We start from the raw sequence: 15,384 nt of genomic DNA, 5'->3' as shown, positions 1-15,384 counted from the left end.
ATATGTCAGTAGCGAAAGAACAGAGAGAAAAACTGATCTGGGAATTTCCTAATATTGGAAAGAAAGCCCCGGAGCAGGAGGAAAAGGCATTTGCATATTGCGAGGGATATAAGGAGTTTTTAAATGCGGCAAAGACCGAGCGCGAATTTGTGCGCGAGGCGGTGCTCCGCCTGAAAGAGGCTGGTTATGAGGAGTTCGAAGAAGGAAAAATCTATCAGCCGGGCGACAAGGTATACCAGATCAACCGCAAGAAAGCGCTTCTGATGAGCACGTTCGGAAAACGTCCGCTGGAGGACGGCGTCCGCATTAACGTGGCTCACATCGATTCCCCGCGCCTGGATCTGAAACCGAACCCGCTGTATGAGAAGGCAGAGGCGGCATATTTCAAGACCCATTATTACGGCGGCATCCGCAAATACCAGTGGGCGACGATCCCGCTGGCGATGCACGGCGTTGTGATTTTAAAGGACGGCACCTCGATGGATATTTGCATCGGCGAAAAAGAGGGCGATCCAGTCTTCTGCGTGACCGATCTGCTTCCGCATCTTGCCGCACAGCAGAATGAGCGGAAACTGAAAGACGGCATCAAGGGCGAAGAATTAAATATCATTGTTGGATCCCTGCCGTACCCGTGCGAGGAAGAAGACTCGATCAAGGAGCCGGTCAAGCTGCTGGCGCTGTCGATCTTAAATGAGCGCTTCGGCATGACGGAGAAGGATTTCCTGCGTGCAGAGATCGAATTTGTGCCGGCAGTAAAAGCAACGGATGTCGGTCTGGACCGCAGCCTGGTCGGCGCTTACGGACAGGATGACAAGGTGTGCGCGTACACGGCACTGACCGCAGAGATGAAAGCCAAGTCCCCGGAATATACGACGGTTACGATTCTGGCAGATAAAGAGGAGATCGGTTCCGTTGGAAATACCGGCTTAAATTCCGATTTTACCCTGCATTATATCGAGGGACTGTGCAAGGCAGGAAATGTGGATGTCCGCAAAGTGCTGAAGCATTCTCTGTGCCTGTCGGCGGATGTCAATGCGGCGTATGACCCGACGTTTGCGAGTGTATTTGAAGAAAAAAACTCCTGCTATCTGAATAAGGGTGTCGTTTTGACGAAATATACGGGTGCGCGTGGCAAATCCGGCAGCAACGACGCGAGCGCGGAGACGATGGCGAAAGTGATCCAGATCATGGATGAGGCAGGCGTATACTGGCAGATCGGCGAGCTGGGCGCAGTAGACGTCGGCGGCGGCGGCACGGTTGCCTTGTTTGTGGCTGGCATGGATGTAGACGTTGTGGATATGGGTGTTCCGATTTTATCCATGCATGCCCCATTTGAGCTGGCGTCGAAACTGGATATCTATAACACATATCTGGCATTTGCAGCATTTTGCAGCTAAAAAATAGCCAGAAAATTCCGTCAGGAAAGACAAAACGTTTTTTCTGGCGGGATTTTTTTATCAAATAATTCATATCAGGTTTTCTTAAATTGGAAAAAGTGATGAACTATGAAAAAAGAGTGTTGCTGAAAATATAAAATATTGAAAAATCGCTTTTGCGACAGGCTGGTTTGTGGTATGATGATTGGTAAGACATACGTGCAGATATATCATATGTGCGTTTGAAAGCCAGGTGCCGGATGGCGCAGGCAGGAAATTGAGAGATAGAGGACGACTAAATGAAGAAATGGAAAATAGCAGGCATCTGTCTGGCGGTTGCGGTAGCAGCAGCGGCATCTGGATGCGGAAAAAAGACAGGGACTGAGACGACCGCAGCAGAGAGCACGGCTGCAGAGACAGAGGAGTATGTCGCAGAGAGCAGCGTGAAGCTGGGCGAGTACAAAGGCATCGCTGTGACCGTGACCGAGGCATCCGTGACGGACGAGGAAGTAGAAAACCAGATTCAGCAGGTGTTGAATTCAAAGGCCGAGTACCGCGAGGTAGATCGGGCAGCCCAGACGGGCGATCAGGTCAACATTGACTATAAGGGACTTTTAGACGGTGAGGCATTTGAGGGCGGTACCGCCGAGGGATATGACCTGACACTGGGATCCGGCAGCTTTATCGATGGATTCGAGGATGGGCTGGTCGGCGCTGTGAAGGGCGATCAGAAAGACTTAAACCTGACCTTCCCGGATCCGTATCCGAAAAACCCGGATCTGGCAGGTAAGGCGGTTGTATTTGAGGTAACGGTCAATGCGGTCAAGGAGCGCTCCGTTCCGGAACTGACGGATGAGTTCGTTGCTTCCGTATCACCGGATGATGGAACTGTGGAGAAATACCGTGAATCCACCCGTGAGAACCTCTTAGAGCAGAAACAGCTCTCGATTGACAATCAGAGAGATACGGATATTCTGAATGCGGTCGTGGACAATTCAGAAGTTGTATGCTCGACTGCATCGATCGACGAGGCATATGATACACAGTTAAAGGCATACACCAACATGCTTTCCTCCTACGGCGTCGATCTGGCGACCTATGCGGGCATGATTGGAAGCGACGAGGACAGCTTCAAGCAGGAGATCCGCCAGGAAGCCAAGGAAATGGCGAAACAGTCCCTCGTTTTAAATGAGATTGCGAAGCAGGAAAATATCACGATCGACGATTCGGACAAGGAAGCACTGGCGAAACGCTACGGCTACGAGAGCCTGGAGACGATGCTTCAGAACGATAACATCGATCAGAAGATGGTGGACGATACGGCACTAATGCAGAAGACACTTGATTTTCTGGTAAAAAATGCCAAGATCACCGTCAGCACTGAGGAGAACAATGCGGCGCTGAATACAGAAGCAGCCGAGGACGAGGCGGAGTAGAAAGCGTCTCATAAAAATACAGATAAGGGGATAGACATATGCAGATTTTATACGACAGAATCCGTAAAGATGGAATCGTAAGAGCAGGAAATGTATTGAAAGTGGATCGTTTCCTGAATCACCAGATGGATATTCATCTGTTCCAGGAGATCGGCAAGGAGTTTAAACGCCGTTTTGAGGGTGAGGAGATCAATAAGATCCTGACGATCGAGCGTCGGGTATTGGTATTGCCTGTATCGTAGCCGAATATTTTGATGTTCCGGTTGTATTTGCCAAGAAAACAAAGACGAAAAATATTGCCGGAGAAGTGTATACAACGAAGGTTGAATCGTTTACCCATGGCACTGTATATGATATTATTGTGTCCAAGGAGTTCCTTGGAAAAGGCGATAAGGTTCTGGTTATCGATGATTTTCTGGCAAAGGGCAAGGCATTAGACGGTCTGACCACTTTGATTCAGGATTCGGGAGCAGAATTAGTTGGTGCGGGCATTGTCATTGAAAAAGGTTTTCAGGACGGCGGCAAACGCATCCGTGATAAGGGCATCCGCGTTGAGTCACTGGCGATCGTAGACAGCATGAATGCAGAGACCGGGGAGATCGTATTCAGAAATGAAGATAAATAAAAAAGCATTGTTTTTTGATATTGATGGAACATTGTTTAGTGAAAAATTAAGGCAGGTACCGCAAAGCGCGGTGCTTGCCTTAAAAAAAACAATGGAAAAGGGAAATTTGACATTTATTAATACGGGGCGGACCTGGTGCCAGACGTCCAAAATTCGGGAGGAAGCGCCGGTAAACGGGCTGCTCTGCGGCTGTGGTACCTATATTTCCGTGGATGGAAAGACACTCTATGACCAGAGAATTTCGCAGGAATGGGCGGAGAAACTGAAAGAGGATATTCTGCGGTTCCGGATGGATACAGTGATGGAGGGCGTGGACGCCTGCTTTTTCCGGCCAGATGGGGTGCAGACCGAGACGATGCGGGCGATCCGCTCGATTCTCGACCAGAGCGGATCGGTTTCGACGAAGGGCTGGTCGGATCCGTCCTTTTCGATCAGTAAATTTTGCGTGGCAGTCGGAGCAGACAGTGATCCGGCGGGATTTTTTGAGACACTTCGGGATTTTGAGGTGATTGACCGGGGCGGCGACTTCTATGAGTGTGTGCCGATGGGGCATTCTAAGGCGAGTGCGATCGAGTGGATTTTGAAGCAATATGGGATCGCGCTGGAGGACGCGTGGGTCTTTGGAGACAGCATGAACGATCTGTCGATGTTCCAGTATGTGCCGAATGCGGTTGTCATGGGAAAACACGATGCCGGGCTGGAGCCGTATGCGACGTTTACGGCGAAGACCGTGGAGGAAGATGGGATTTACCGGGCGATGGAAGAGCTGGGACTTTTGTAAGGAAGCAATGGTTTGGTGTTTGATATATATGTATAAAGAGTGAAATTTGTGTGGATGTGTGGAGTTCAGAGAAACATCCTGTGGAGAGAAGTTTCAGGAAAGATTGACCTGGTGGATGTCTGAGACTTGAAATGCTCAAGATTGTGGATAGTTGAGACAGAACTAGAATGAAAGGGTGTTGGATAAAGATATATGAATTATGAGAAATCGGAAAAATATGAAGTTCTCAAGCGGTATTTCGGATATGACAGCTTCCGCGAAGGACAGGAAATGCTGATTGATGGGATTCTTGATGGGCGTGATGTGCTGGGAATCATGCCGACGGGCAGCGGAAAATCACTGTGTTATCAGGTTCCGGCATTGATTCTTCCGGGAATCACGCTGGTGGTGTCACCGCTGATTTCTCTGATGAAGGATCAAGTCACGGCACTCAATCAGGCGGGCGTCCACGCGGCGTATCTGAACAGTTCGCTGACGACGGCACAGTATTATAAGGCGCTTGGGTATGCGCGCGAGGGGCGCTATCCAATCATTTACGTGGCGCCGGAGCGGCTGATGACGGAGTCGTTTCTCGATTTTGCGATGCATGTGGATATTGCGATGCTGGCGATCGACGAGGCGCATTGCATTTCCCAGTGGGGACAGGATTTCAGACCGAGTTATTTGAAGATTGTTGATTTTATCGAGAAGCTGCCGAGGCGTCCGGTGGTCAGTGCTTTTACGGCGACCGCGACCAAGGAGGTCCGGGATGATATCATCGACATTTTGCAGTTACAGAACCCGGTGATGCTGACGACGGGATTTGATCGGAAAAACTTGTATTTTGCAGTGGAGACGCCGAAGGACCGCTATGCGGCAATCCGGGCATATCTGGAGGCGCACCCGGGACAGGGAGGGATTATTTACTGTCTGACCCGCAGGAATGTCGAGGAAATCTGTGAGAAGTTAATCCGGGATGGATTTTCAGTGACGCGTTACCATGCGGGACTTTCTGATGCGGAGCGGCAGAAGAATCAGGATGATTTTATCTATGACCGGGTTCCGGTGATGGTGGCGACCAATGCGTTCGGCATGGGAATCGACCGGTCGGATGTACGGTTTGTCCTGCACTGCGGGATGCCGAAGAACCTGGAAGCCTACTATCAGGAGGCAGGACGTGCCGGGCGTGACGGCGAACCGGCGGAGTGTATCCTGTATTATAGCGGGCGGGATGTGGTGACGAACCAGCTCTTTATTGAGCGGAACCAGGACAATCAGGAGCTTGACGACTATACGCGGCAGGTGGTGCTGGAACGTGACCGGGAACGCCTGAAAAAGATGACGTTTTATTGTTTTACGAATGAGTGCCTGCGTGATTATATCCTGCGGTATTTCGGCGAATATGGAAGTAATTACTGCGGAAACTGTTCGAATTGTATGACGCAATTTGACACGATCGATATTCAGGCGGCGGCAGAGAGTCTCTTAGGCTGTGTGCAGTCGTGCGGACAGCGCTATGGAACAACGGTGATTCTCGACACGGTTCACGGGGCGAATACGGTAAAGATCCGAAATTACCGGATGGATGAGAATCCGCATTATGGGGAGCTGGCGAAGGAGAGCGTCGTGCATCTGCGCCAGATGTTTAACTTCCTCCAGGTGGAGGAGTATCTGTTTGTCACGACGGATGAGTATTCGATTGTCAAATTGACAGAAAAAGGTGCTGCTTTCCTGGAAGCACCGGAGCCAATCGAGATGAAGATGGCGAAGGAGCGGGAAAAACAGGTAGCTGGAAGCAGCAAAAAGAGCCGCCGGGGCGCGAAGCTTCCAGCCGGGGCAGCCGAATTTACGGAGAAGGAAGAGACGCTCTTCGAGGCACTCCGCGCGCTGCGCCGCGAGATCGCATCCGAGGAAAAAGTGCCGCCGTATATCGTATTTTCTGATAAGACGCTGACGCATATGTGTATTTTAAAACCGGTCACGGAAGCGGAGATGCTGGAGGTGTCCGGCGTGGGTGCATATAAGTTTGAAAAATATGGAGAACGGTTTCTGGAGTGCGTGCGGAAGTTCTTAGAGTCTTAGTATCGGGTGTGTGTTCTGTTTGTGAGTGAAAAATGCCTGAAGAAAAGACAGAAAAATAAAAAAATATACATATGATGACAGATTTTAGCTTGTTAAACGCCACATTTTCTAGTATAATAAGGGTATCAATCCATGGATGGAAGTGACTGTGAACATGGAACTTTTAGAAGCAGTTTCAAACATTTATGAACACCTATTTAGATGGAGAAGGGGGCGTTTTTATGGAGAAAAGTTATACAAAGATCTACACAACTGGAGCGACAGTACCGTTAAAGATTCGTCCAGGACATTTCGCAACAAACCATGCACATATCAATTATTACATTGATGTGACGACCCTGAAAGCGAGAACGAAAGAGGCGGAGGAAGTTGCACAGGCGCTGGTTGGCATGTATCTGTATGACACTGTGATCGACACGATTGTCTGCATGGAGGGCACGGAAGTTATCGGTGCTTTTCTGGCGGAGGAGCTGGCAAAGGGCGGTTTTCTCTCGACGAACGCGCACAAATCTATCTATGTAATCAGCCCGGAGTTCAACAACAACAGCCAGATCATTTTCCGTGACAACCTGATTCCGATGATCCGCGATAAACACGTGATGATCCTGATGGCATCCGTGACGACGGGACGCACCTTAAATAAGGCAGTTGAGAGCATCCAGTATTACGGTGGTATCTTACAGGGCGCATCGGCGATTTTCAGTGCGATGGATTCGCTGGATGGTGTGCCGATCAAGTCAGTCTTTGGCAAGAAGGATTTACCGGATTATACGTATTCAGATTACCGTGACTGCCCGCTCTGCAAGGCAGGAAAGAAGATTGATGCGCTGGTAAATACGTTTGGATATTCGCCGATGGGGTGATGCAGCGATCGGAAGCTGCTTCGTTTGATGAATACAGGATTTGTAAAAGCCGGATCGTTGAAATGAAACGCGATCCGAATGCGGGTGCTGCATGGCAGCATAGAAAGCATTATTGAGAAAGAGATAGATTTTACAAGGTTTGAGAACAGATAGTGGATACCGCAAAACCACAGAATCCGTGCACTGACCTGTCAGAAATAAGAAGATGGGGAGCAGAGGGATGGGAAAAAGGTTTTGCGGTATCTCTTTTTGTGTCAAAGGTGCCAAGGCACATTAATGAAAAAAATAACAGAAACAAGAATAAAGAAGGGAAAGAAAGAGGGATAAAAATGGATACACAGCAGATGTTTCAGGAACTGGATCACCTTTATGCACAGGGAAAACTGGACGAAGCGGAAGAGAAAATGATGGGTTGGATGAAGGAAGGGCTGGATTCAGGGAACAAAAGCCTCTGCCTGATGATGTGTAATGAGATGGAAGGACTCTACCGGAATACCGGACGGGTTGCACAGGCAGTCGATATGGCGGATATGGCGCTGTCCCTGATTGCGGGGATGGGACTGGATGGTTCGATCCACCATGGAACGACACTTTTAAATGCGGCAACCGCGCGCCGGATGGCAGGAGATGTGGAGAAAGCGCTTTCCCAGTACCGGGAGGCGGAAGCGATTTTTAAGAATCTTGGAAAAACGGATGGCTATGAGATGGCAAGTCTCTACAATAATATCAGCCAGATTTATCAGGAACAGGAGGAACATGAAAAGGCGCTGGAATCGCTGGATAAGGCGCTGGAACTGATTAAAAAGATGGAGAACAGCGAGGCGGAGGTGGCAACGACCCATGTCAACCGGGCGCTATCCTTGATGGCGCTGGGACGGCTGGATGAGGCGGACGAAGAGTTAAAGGAAAGCCTGACCTTTTATGCGTCCCCGGAGGGCGTGCAGTCGGGACACTTTGGTTCGGCGCTGGCAGCAGCCGGGGAGCTGGCATGGAGGCGCGGTAATTATGATCAGGCGATCGGGCTGCTGGAAAAAGCGCTGATGGTAACGCAGTCCCGGTTTGGCGAGAGCGATGCGTGCGCGGTGATCCGCCAGAATCTGGAGATGATCAAAAAAGAAAAGGAAGAAAAAGGTATTACCGGTGATGAGGGCAGAACGGAAAGCACAGGCGGAAAACAGAGCACTGTGCGAGCTGCCAGTTCAAGGATGCGAAATTCTGAGACAGGACAAGAAAAAAGCGTTTTTTGAAAAGTTTTCAGATGGAAGATTTGATAAAAAGCGTGCAAGAAACGCGCATGAAAAAAAGATACTGAAAATAGAGAAAACGTAGAAATAGAAAAAACCATAAAATCAGGTAGGGGGATCAGATGCAGGGACTAGAACTGGCAAAACGATACTATGAAGAAGTTGGGCGTCCGATGCTGGAGCGGGATTTTCCAGAGCTTCTGCCGCGGCTGGCGGCGGGGCTGGTGGGCGAAGGTTCGGAATGCCTGGGATTTGACGATGCGATATCGCAGGATCACGATTTCGGGGCAGGTTTTGACCTCTGGCTTTCGGCGGAAGATTATAACCAGTACGGGAAGGCGCTTCAGGATGCTTACGACCGTTTGCCGGGGGAGTTTGCGGGCATTCCGGCACGGCTTACAAGTGCGCGGGGCGGCGGACGTGTCGGTGTGTTTGAGATAGAGGCATTTTACAGCCGTTTTATCGGGATGGAACAGCCGCCAAGGAGCTTGATGCGCTGGCTGCATCTGCCGGAGGATAAGCTGGCGGCAGTTACAGGCGGGGCAGTTTTTGAGGACGGACTGGGAGAATTTTCCGCGGTCCGCGAGGAGCTTCGGAAGTATTATCCAGAGGATGTCCGGATCAAGAAGATCGCGGCGCGGGCAGCGAAAATGGCGCAGTCGGGACAGTATAATTATGGCCGCTGTATGCGGCGGGGGGATACGGTTGCGGCGATGCTGGCGCTCGATGAATTTGTGCGGCAGGCGATTTCGATGGTCTATTTACTAAACCGGACGTATATGCCTTACTATAAGTGGATGTTCCGGGGAATGGAAAAATTTCAGATATTGCCGGAGGTGGCGGAAAAAATCCGGGAGCTTTCGGTGATGGGAGATACGAGCGAGATGTGGAAGCCGCCGTTTCCCCCGGGATGGAATCCTTATGTAAACCAGTTGGATCCGCGTGTGGGTCGGATTGAGAAAATCTGTCAGGCGGTAGTTGGGGAACTGCGAAAACAGGGACTGACTGACAGCCGGGATGCATTTCTGGAAGCGCACACGTGGGAGATCATGAAACGGATTCAGGATCCGGAGCTGAAAAAATGTCATGTGATGGAAGGATAAGCCGCGGATAGACACATCAAAATGGGAACGCGCATGGACTGTAAATGAAAGAAAAGATGCAGGAAATTGATTTGGAAGGGATCTGGCAAGCGAAAGGGAGGACAGCGTATGACGAAACAGGAGAAAATAGAGAAACTGATTCAGATGGAGTGGGAAGATTTTCAGAAAGTTAATAACGAGGGCGGACGTGCTTCTTGTCAGGACGATCCGGAGACATTTTTTATCATGCGACGAAGCCATTTTGCACCGTGGACAGAGGAACTCATCGACTGCGTGCTGGCGGATATGAACCGCGCCCATGAGCAGGGGCGCAATCTGGTAATGGAGAAATATGCGTGGATGATGGCGAGCACCGCACCGGAGCAGTTTAAGAAACTGCATCATTTTCTGATTGATCCGACGCTGGCGGGTGAACAGTGGAGTGATGCGATCGTGAAACAGCAGCTTGCTTGGATGGAAGAGTACCAGGCGAAATATCCGGTGCTGGCGTCTGGAAACCGGCTTCTCTACAGTTCTGAAGATACGCCGTATGATACTTCCTTCCAGACGTACCTGCTTGGAGAACTGCGGACTTACTCGGACAGCACCCTGCATACGTACTGGCAGTTTATCAATGACCTGAAAAAGGAAGGAAAGAGTCTGGCACTTCTGACGATGGAGGCGGAAGTGAAGGCATATGGATATGAGGGGCTGGATGCGGCGGAGAAGGCGCTCTCTAAATAAAAATTAGAAGGATGTATATTCGAAAATTTATGGCAATGATTTCGAAAAAGTGAATGTATAATAGCTAATATACAAGGTAAGTTGAAAAAAATCGGAGAGAATGAATGATCAAAGTTCCTCTCCGATTTTCTTATATCAGCACATTCTTTGTTTCCAATTTTTACGAAAACCGCCGAACCACCCGCATCACCTGTTCCACCGTATCGCTCAGATTCTTCCGGGCGGATGCCGGTTCCATTGCTTCTTCCAGCGAGCAGATGGAGCGGAGAATTGGGAAAAAGGCGTCGATTCCGGCATCGTTACACTGGATGGCATCTGGGGTGACGCAGCCGGAGAAGGCGAAGACGGGCTTGCCGTATTTTTTAGCCAGTCTGGCGACGGCGATGGGGGCTTTTCCCATAGCAGTCTGTCCGTCGAGACGACCCTCACCGGTGATGACGATATCGCTGTCCTGGATGAACGATTCCAGAGAAGTTTCTTCCAGCACGATCGAGGCGCCCGGTTCCAGGACAGCGTTCATATAGCTTAAAAAGGCAAATCCGAGACCTCCGGCGGCACCCGTGCCGGGAACCGTTGGATCGGCGTGTGGAAATTGCCGGGCAGTAAGGACGGCGTATGCCTGCATCCAGCGATCCATATTTACGATATCTTCCCTGGAAGCGCCCTTTTGCGGACCATAGACGGCACTGCAGCCATTTGGACCGCAGAGCGGATTGGTGACATCGCAGGCGATCCGGAAGCTGCACGCGGACAGTTCGGGAAGAACGGAGCCGGTACGGATGGAAGAAAGCTCTGACAGTCCGGCGGCACCCGGGGAGACGGGCGTTCCGTCTTCTTTGAGAAATTGATATCCCAGCGCGGAGAGCATGCCGAGTCCGCCATCGTTGGTGGCGCTGCCGCCGATGCCAATCAGGAAACGCCGGCAGCCTTGGCGGATGGCGTCAAGGATCAGTTCTCCGACACCGTAGGTGGTAGTGCGGAGTGGATTGCGTTCCGCAGCAGCCAGGAGCGGAAGTCCGGAGGCAGCAGCCATCTCGATCACCGCAAGCGGTTCGCCCTGTCCCGGTGAGGTGAGAATCCCGTAGTCGGCTTGAAGGGGGCGTCCGAGCGGATCGGAGACGGAGATGGTGCGGATCCTGCCGCCCAGTCCTTCCGTCAGGGCATCCACGGTTCCCTCGCCGCCATCTGCCAGAGGGCGCACGAAGACTTCTGCCTCGGGATAGACGCGGAGAATGCCGCCTTTGGCGGCGTTTCCGGCTTCCATTGAGGCCAGACTTCCTTTCAGGGAATCGATTGCAACCGTAATTTTCATATGAGGTTCCTCCTTTTTGGTGTTTTGGATCCGATTCATTGTTACTTTCAGATGGAAATTGAAACTTTTCTTGACAGCTATGCTTCTTTTTATTATAATACTATTGGACACTGGATACAATATTGGATGCTCCATTTTAAGAAACAAATTTGGCATTTATCTCATGTTTGAGATAGCCAGACGAGCGACAGGAGGTACCGATATGAGTAACTTAACAATCAGACCAATCAACACTGGTTTCGTGACGATGATTCCGAAACAGTATCTTTACCACCATTCTACGGTGGCATATTATCCCGATGCTTCCGATCGGGAGGAAGAATACCCAGTTTTTACGTATCTGGTAGAGGGCGGAGACAAACTGCTGCTTGTGGATACAGGCATGGCATACACAGAGCGCGCCGATAAATACCACCATCATGGATCATATCAGCCGGAGGGCATGGCGATCGCGGATCAGCTTGCAAAGATCGGATATAAACCGGAGGATATTGATATTGTAGTGTTTACCCATCTGCACTGGGATCATTGCTTCTATATGGATAAATTCACGAATGCGAAATTTTATGTAAACAAGAAGGAATACGAATTTGCGATGGATCCAATCCCGCTCTATTACAAATCATACGAGGCGCCGCAGCTTGGCATTACCCGCCCATTTGAGGGAATCAAGATGGAACTGCTAGAAGGCGAGGCAGAGGTCATGCCGGGAGTGCGCGTATTTGAGACGCCGGGACATTCCATCGGGCATCAGTCGGTTGAGATCGACACGGCAGCGGCAGATATATTTGCTGCGGTGATGCAATTTTCATTATGGATAATACGAAACCGATCGAAGAGATTCATTATGATATTACGCCTCCGAACCGGTTTTCAGATATTGTCTCCGCCTGGAAGAGCATCGAGCTTATCAAAGCCCGGGCAGAGAGTCTGGATAAGATTCTGACCTGTCATGACCGCGAGATGTTAGATCGGGTTTCGAAAACACCGATCCTTGGTCTTTAAGACGAAAGGCAGGTGAAAGAAGAAGTTCGTGAGACTTCGAGAAAATGGCAGTGGTTGGGGTAATTGCAAGCTGTGACACGAAATATCATGAAGTACAGTTTGTACAGAAAAAAATAAAAATGAGCGGAAACAGTCCGCTGATACTCGATGTCAGCACGGGACCGCATATTCCGATGCGCGCAGATGTCAGCCGGGAGGAGATTCTGGCAATGGGTGGTTATACCTGGGAGCAGGTGCACGCGATGGACAAGAGCGGTGCGATCGCAGCGATGACGGAGAGTATTTCCAAGATGCTGTTAAAACTCGTCGGGGAGAAAAAGATTGACGGCGTGATGGGAATGGGCGGACTGCAGAATACGGTCATGTGTTCTGCGGCGCTGCGGCTGCTTCCGATCGGATTTCCGAAGATTATCTGTTCCACGATCGCCAGCGGATACCGGTATTTTGACACGGTTGTGGGCGACAAAGATATCATGGTGGTTCCGTCGATCGTTGATTTTGCCGGTATGAACCCCGTTAATGAGGCGGTGTTGGGAAATACAGTCAGCGCCCTGATTGGCATGGTGACATATGGGGGAAAACGGATCGATACACATGGGGAAAAATATATCGCGACAACGCTTATGGGGATTACGAATGATACCGTGATGCGGGCATCCGACGAGCTGACGGCGCGCGGCAGAAAGATGATCAGCTTCCATTCGACCGGAATCGGCGGCCGGGTGATGGAGTCGATGATCCGCGAGGGCGTTATTTCAGCCGTTATGGATCTCTCACTGCATGAGATGACAGCGGAATATTTGGGCGATTACGGATACAGCAAGGGTGCGGATAACCGCCTGTGTGCGGCAGCGGAGATGGGGATCCCGGCGCTGATCTGCCCGGGCGGCATTGATTTTGCGTGTCTGAGGAAAGAGGAACTTTTAAAAGATGAGGAAGATCGGGGGTACGTATGGCATAATCAGGATTTAACACATACGCGCCTGTATGAGAGCGAAATTCTGGATATTACACACACGATCGTGGAACGACTGAATCGTTCCAAGGGAAAAACGGAGGTCATTCTCCCGATGGGCGGATTGCGGACAATGAGTTATCCGGGTGAATTTTTCTATAAACCGGAGACAATTCAGAAGATGCGTCAGATTTTCGAGGCGGATCTGAAGCCGGAGATTGTGTTTAAAGCGTATGATCTGAATTTCTGTGATCCTGAATTTGCGGATATCTGCGCACAGGAGATGGAAGCGCTGCTGAATGAAGCGGAGGGCAGCAGAAAGGAGAGCGCATGAAATATCAGGAATACAAAGAGCTGAGCGATGCGATGGAACAGGCGGCTCACAAATTTTATCAGCTCCGCTATCAGATGAGCAACGGCGGAAATCTGAGTATGCGTGCGCCAGGGCATGACTGGATGCTTGTGAAGGCGACGGATGTGGCGTTTGACGAGGTGTGCGCGGACACAATTGTTGTGACGGATTTTGACGGAAACTTGATTGAGGGCAATCGGAAACCATCCAAAGAAGCTCTTTTGCACGGTGCGATCTACCGGGAGCTCCCGGAGGTGTGCGCGATCATGCACTGCCATTCCCCATATGCGACTGCATGGGCGGATAAGCATGAGACGCTTGATTTTTCGACGCACCATTCGGAAATGAAGCTGGGCGGAAATGTGCCGGTGTTTGACACCCATTCGTATGCCGTTCCGAAGGAATATTTCCCGATGATTCTGGAAGAGTTCCGGAAAAATAAAGAGATGAATGCATTCCTTCTGCGCGGTCACGGTCAGGTGACGGTGGCAGGGACGATGCGCGAGGCAGCTTATCTGGCGGAACTTGTCGAGGAGACGGCGCAGATTTCGCTGCTGGCGGGTAGATAAGAAAAGCAGAAAAAAGTAATAGGCGGTGAACGCAGAGAGACAGGAACTGCGCTCATCGCCTTTTGTAATTATACGGCTGTCGATGCTTGGTAGGTGTTTTGTCTTTAAGAAAAATTGGCTTGGCGTCCAACACATTCGACAACATCTTTCAGATGACCGTAGATCGCCTGTTTGGTGGCGTCGATATCGCGGTTTTTCAGTCCCTGGATGATCTTTGCATGCTCGGACAGAGTATCGTTGATGCGTCCCTCCAGAGAGTAGTAGATGGATTTGAAGGAATCACATTTATTCCAGAGTCCCTGCAGGATCTCAACGGTGTCGTCGCAGCCGGAGAGCTCACAGAACCGGGTGTGAAACTGGCGGTCCAGCTGCATAAATTCCTTCGAATTATTGGAAAAATCGAGCATTTTTAAACTAATCTCTTCCAATTGGCGGATATCGTCATCACTTGCCCTGATACAGGTTCTGGCGGCGCAGTACTGCTCCATCAGGATACGGATGTCGTAGATTTCCGTCAGACGTTCCTTGGAGAGCTGGAATACGACTGCCCCACAGTGCGGTTTCGTGATCAAAAGTCCCTCTGCTTCCAGACGTTTGATTGCGTCGCGGACCGGGGTGCGGCTGACTCCAAGTGTTTTGGTGAGGCGTTCCTGGGCGATATGTTCGCCTGGCTTAAACTCACCTTGAATAATTGCATTTTTGACCCAGAGATAGACTGAGTCGGAAACGGTTGTATATTGAATAATTGGTTGTGTCTGATCCATAAACCATGGCTCCTTTTAAATTTCTTTATGATTATTATAACCGAAAAGAAAAGGAATAGCAATAAAATTGGATAATGTATCCAATCTGAAACTAAAATATTGTTTAAACTGTACAGAATGATGTTTATATAAGAAAGTTTATTGACAAAACAGACAGGTGGTGTTAGAGTAATAGTATCAAATTGTATCCAATATCCGGTGTCCAACGGAGAGGC

13 protein-coding genes and 1 pseudogene are annotated in these 15,384 nt (G+C 50.1%); 12 read left to right on the top strand and 2 right to left on the bottom strand.

The features are described from left to right. The first annotated feature begins 2 nt into the window (after positions 1-2). The 9 genes and pseudogenes from DWX91_RS01260 to DWX91_RS01220 all read left to right on the top strand — a co-directional run bounded on the left by DWX91_RS01260 (position 3) and on the right by DWX91_RS01220 (position 10,212). Complete coding sequence (locus DWX91_RS01260; protein ID WP_118523081.1) at positions 3-1,397, top strand: aminopeptidase; 1,395 nt, start codon at positions 3-5, stop codon at positions 1,395-1,397. Positions 1,398-1,675: 278 nt separating this feature from the next. After that, a complete protein-coding gene (gene tig, locus DWX91_RS01255; protein ID WP_118538184.1) occupies positions 1,676-2,812 on the top strand; it encodes a trigger factor in 1,137 nt (378 codons plus the stop codon). A gap of 38 nt (positions 2,813-2,850) precedes the next feature. Then, positions 2,851-3,437 (top strand): annotated as a pseudogene (locus DWX91_RS01250) (xanthine phosphoribosyltransferase). Next, entirely contained in the window at positions 3,424-4,218 is a 795-nt protein-coding gene (locus DWX91_RS01245) for an HAD family hydrolase (RefSeq protein WP_243098939.1), read from the top strand. The pseudogene DWX91_RS01250 and the gene DWX91_RS01245 overlap by 14 nt, the downstream one beginning before the upstream one ends. 192 nt (positions 4,219-4,410) lie before the next feature. Next, positions 4,411-6,279, top strand: a complete 1,869-nt coding sequence (recQ, locus tag DWX91_RS01240; RefSeq protein WP_118538182.1) for a DNA helicase RecQ — start codon at positions 4,411-4,413, stop codon at positions 6,277-6,279. 221 nt (positions 6,280-6,500) lie between these two features. Beyond that, positions 6,501-7,142, top strand: a complete 642-nt coding sequence (locus DWX91_RS01235) for a hypothetical protein (RefSeq protein ID WP_022359975.1) — start codon at positions 6,501-6,503, stop codon at positions 7,140-7,142. Positions 7,143-7,471: 329 nt separating this feature from the next. Next, positions 7,472-8,389: a tetratricopeptide repeat protein gene (locus DWX91_RS01230; protein WP_118538180.1), complete on the top strand. Its 918-nt coding sequence runs from the start codon at positions 7,472-7,474 to the stop codon at positions 8,387-8,389. Positions 8,390-8,508: 119 nt separating this feature from the next. Continuing rightward, positions 8,509-9,489, top strand: coding sequence for a DUF4037 domain-containing protein (locus DWX91_RS01225; protein WP_118538178.1), 981 nt, complete (start codon positions 8,509-8,511; stop codon positions 9,487-9,489). A 108-nt stretch (positions 9,490-9,597) separates the two neighbouring features. Beyond that, positions 9,598-10,212 (top strand): DUF4125 family protein, encoded by a 615-nt coding sequence (locus DWX91_RS01220; RefSeq protein WP_118524767.1) that lies wholly within the window; start codon positions 9,598-9,600, stop codon positions 10,210-10,212. A 160-nt stretch (positions 10,213-10,372) separates the two neighbouring features. On the opposite strand, the gene DWX91_RS01215 is transcribed toward DWX91_RS01220, so the two are convergent. Further along, positions 10,373-11,524: a glycerate kinase gene (locus DWX91_RS01215; protein ID WP_118471354.1), complete on the bottom strand. Its 1,152-nt coding sequence runs from the start codon at positions 11,522-11,524 to the stop codon at positions 10,373-10,375. 202 nt (positions 11,525-11,726) lie between these two features. Here DWX91_RS01215 and DWX91_RS01210 point away from each other — a divergent pair, with 202 nt between their 5' ends. The 3 genes from DWX91_RS01210 to DWX91_RS01200 all read left to right on the top strand — a co-directional run bounded on the left by DWX91_RS01210 (position 11,727) and on the right by DWX91_RS01200 (position 14,405). Beyond that, positions 11,727-12,470, top strand: coding sequence for an N-acyl homoserine lactonase family protein (locus DWX91_RS01210; protein ID WP_243015217.1), 744 nt, complete (start codon positions 11,727-11,729; stop codon positions 12,468-12,470). Positions 12,471-12,573: 103 nt separating this feature from the next. After that, positions 12,574-13,818, top strand: coding sequence for a Tm-1-like ATP-binding domain-containing protein (locus DWX91_RS01205; protein ID WP_118538176.1), 1,245 nt, complete (start codon positions 12,574-12,576; stop codon positions 13,816-13,818). Beyond that, on the top strand, positions 13,815-14,405 hold the full coding sequence (locus DWX91_RS01200) for a class II aldolase/adducin family protein (RefSeq protein WP_118471348.1): 591 nt from the start codon (positions 13,815-13,817) through the stop codon (positions 14,403-14,405). The genes DWX91_RS01205 and DWX91_RS01200 overlap by 4 nt, the downstream gene beginning before the upstream one ends. A gap of 104 nt (positions 14,406-14,509) precedes the next feature. On the opposite strand, the gene DWX91_RS01195 is transcribed toward DWX91_RS01200, so the two are convergent. Then, positions 14,510-15,169 carry a GntR family transcriptional regulator gene (locus DWX91_RS01195; protein ID WP_107000626.1) on the bottom strand — a complete coding sequence of 220 codons (660 nt, stop codon included), beginning with the start codon at positions 15,167-15,169 and terminating at the stop codon, positions 14,510-14,512. Positions 15,170-15,384: the final 215 nt, after the last annotated feature.

Origin of the sequence: Clostridium sp. AF22-10 (genome assembly GCF_003478725.1) — a bacterium.
Classification (GTDB): Bacteria; Bacillota; Clostridia; order Lachnospirales; family Lachnospiraceae; genus Otoolea; species Otoolea fessa.
The sequence above is the reverse complement of the archived record's forward strand: the minus strand, read 5'-3'. Positions and strand labels throughout refer to the sequence as shown.

What these genes read in the sequence shown, in the direction of transcription:
- DWX91_RS01245 (WP_243098939.1), top strand. Translation starts at nt 3,424, where the DNA reads ATGAAGATAAATAAAAAAGCATTGTTTTTTGATATTGATGGAACATTG.
- DWX91_RS01200 (WP_118471348.1), top strand. Translation starts at nt 13,815, where the DNA reads ATGAAATATCAGGAATACAAAGAGCTGAGCGATGCGATGGAACAGGCG.
- DWX91_RS01260 (WP_118523081.1), top strand. Translation starts at nt 3, where the DNA reads ATGTCAGTAGCGAAAGAACAGAGAGAAAAACTGATCTGGGAATTTCCT.
- tig (WP_118538184.1), top strand. Translation starts at nt 1,676, where the DNA reads ATGAAGAAATGGAAAATAGCAGGCATCTGTCTGGCGGTTGCGGTAGCA.
- DWX91_RS01195 (WP_107000626.1), bottom strand. Translation starts at nt 15,169, where the DNA reads ATGGATCAGACACAACCAATTATTCAATATACAACCGTTTCCGACTCA.
- recQ (WP_118538182.1), top strand. Translation starts at nt 4,411, where the DNA reads ATGAATTATGAGAAATCGGAAAAATATGAAGTTCTCAAGCGGTATTTC.
- DWX91_RS01220 (WP_118524767.1), top strand. Translation starts at nt 9,598, where the DNA reads ATGACGAAACAGGAGAAAATAGAGAAACTGATTCAGATGGAGTGGGAA.
- DWX91_RS01230 (WP_118538180.1), top strand. Translation starts at nt 7,472, where the DNA reads ATGGATACACAGCAGATGTTTCAGGAACTGGATCACCTTTATGCACAG.
- DWX91_RS01210 (WP_243015217.1), top strand. Translation starts at nt 11,727, where the DNA reads ATGAGTAACTTAACAATCAGACCAATCAACACTGGTTTCGTGACGATG.
- DWX91_RS01235 (WP_022359975.1), top strand. Translation starts at nt 6,501, where the DNA reads ATGGAGAAAAGTTATACAAAGATCTACACAACTGGAGCGACAGTACCG.
- DWX91_RS01225 (WP_118538178.1), top strand. Translation starts at nt 8,509, where the DNA reads ATGCAGGGACTAGAACTGGCAAAACGATACTATGAAGAAGTTGGGCGT.
- DWX91_RS01215 (WP_118471354.1), bottom strand. Translation starts at nt 11,524, where the DNA reads ATGAAAATTACGGTTGCAATCGATTCCCTGAAAGGAAGTCTGGCCTCA.
- DWX91_RS01205 (WP_118538176.1), top strand. Translation starts at nt 12,574, where the DNA reads ATGGCAGTGGTTGGGGTAATTGCAAGCTGTGACACGAAATATCATGAA.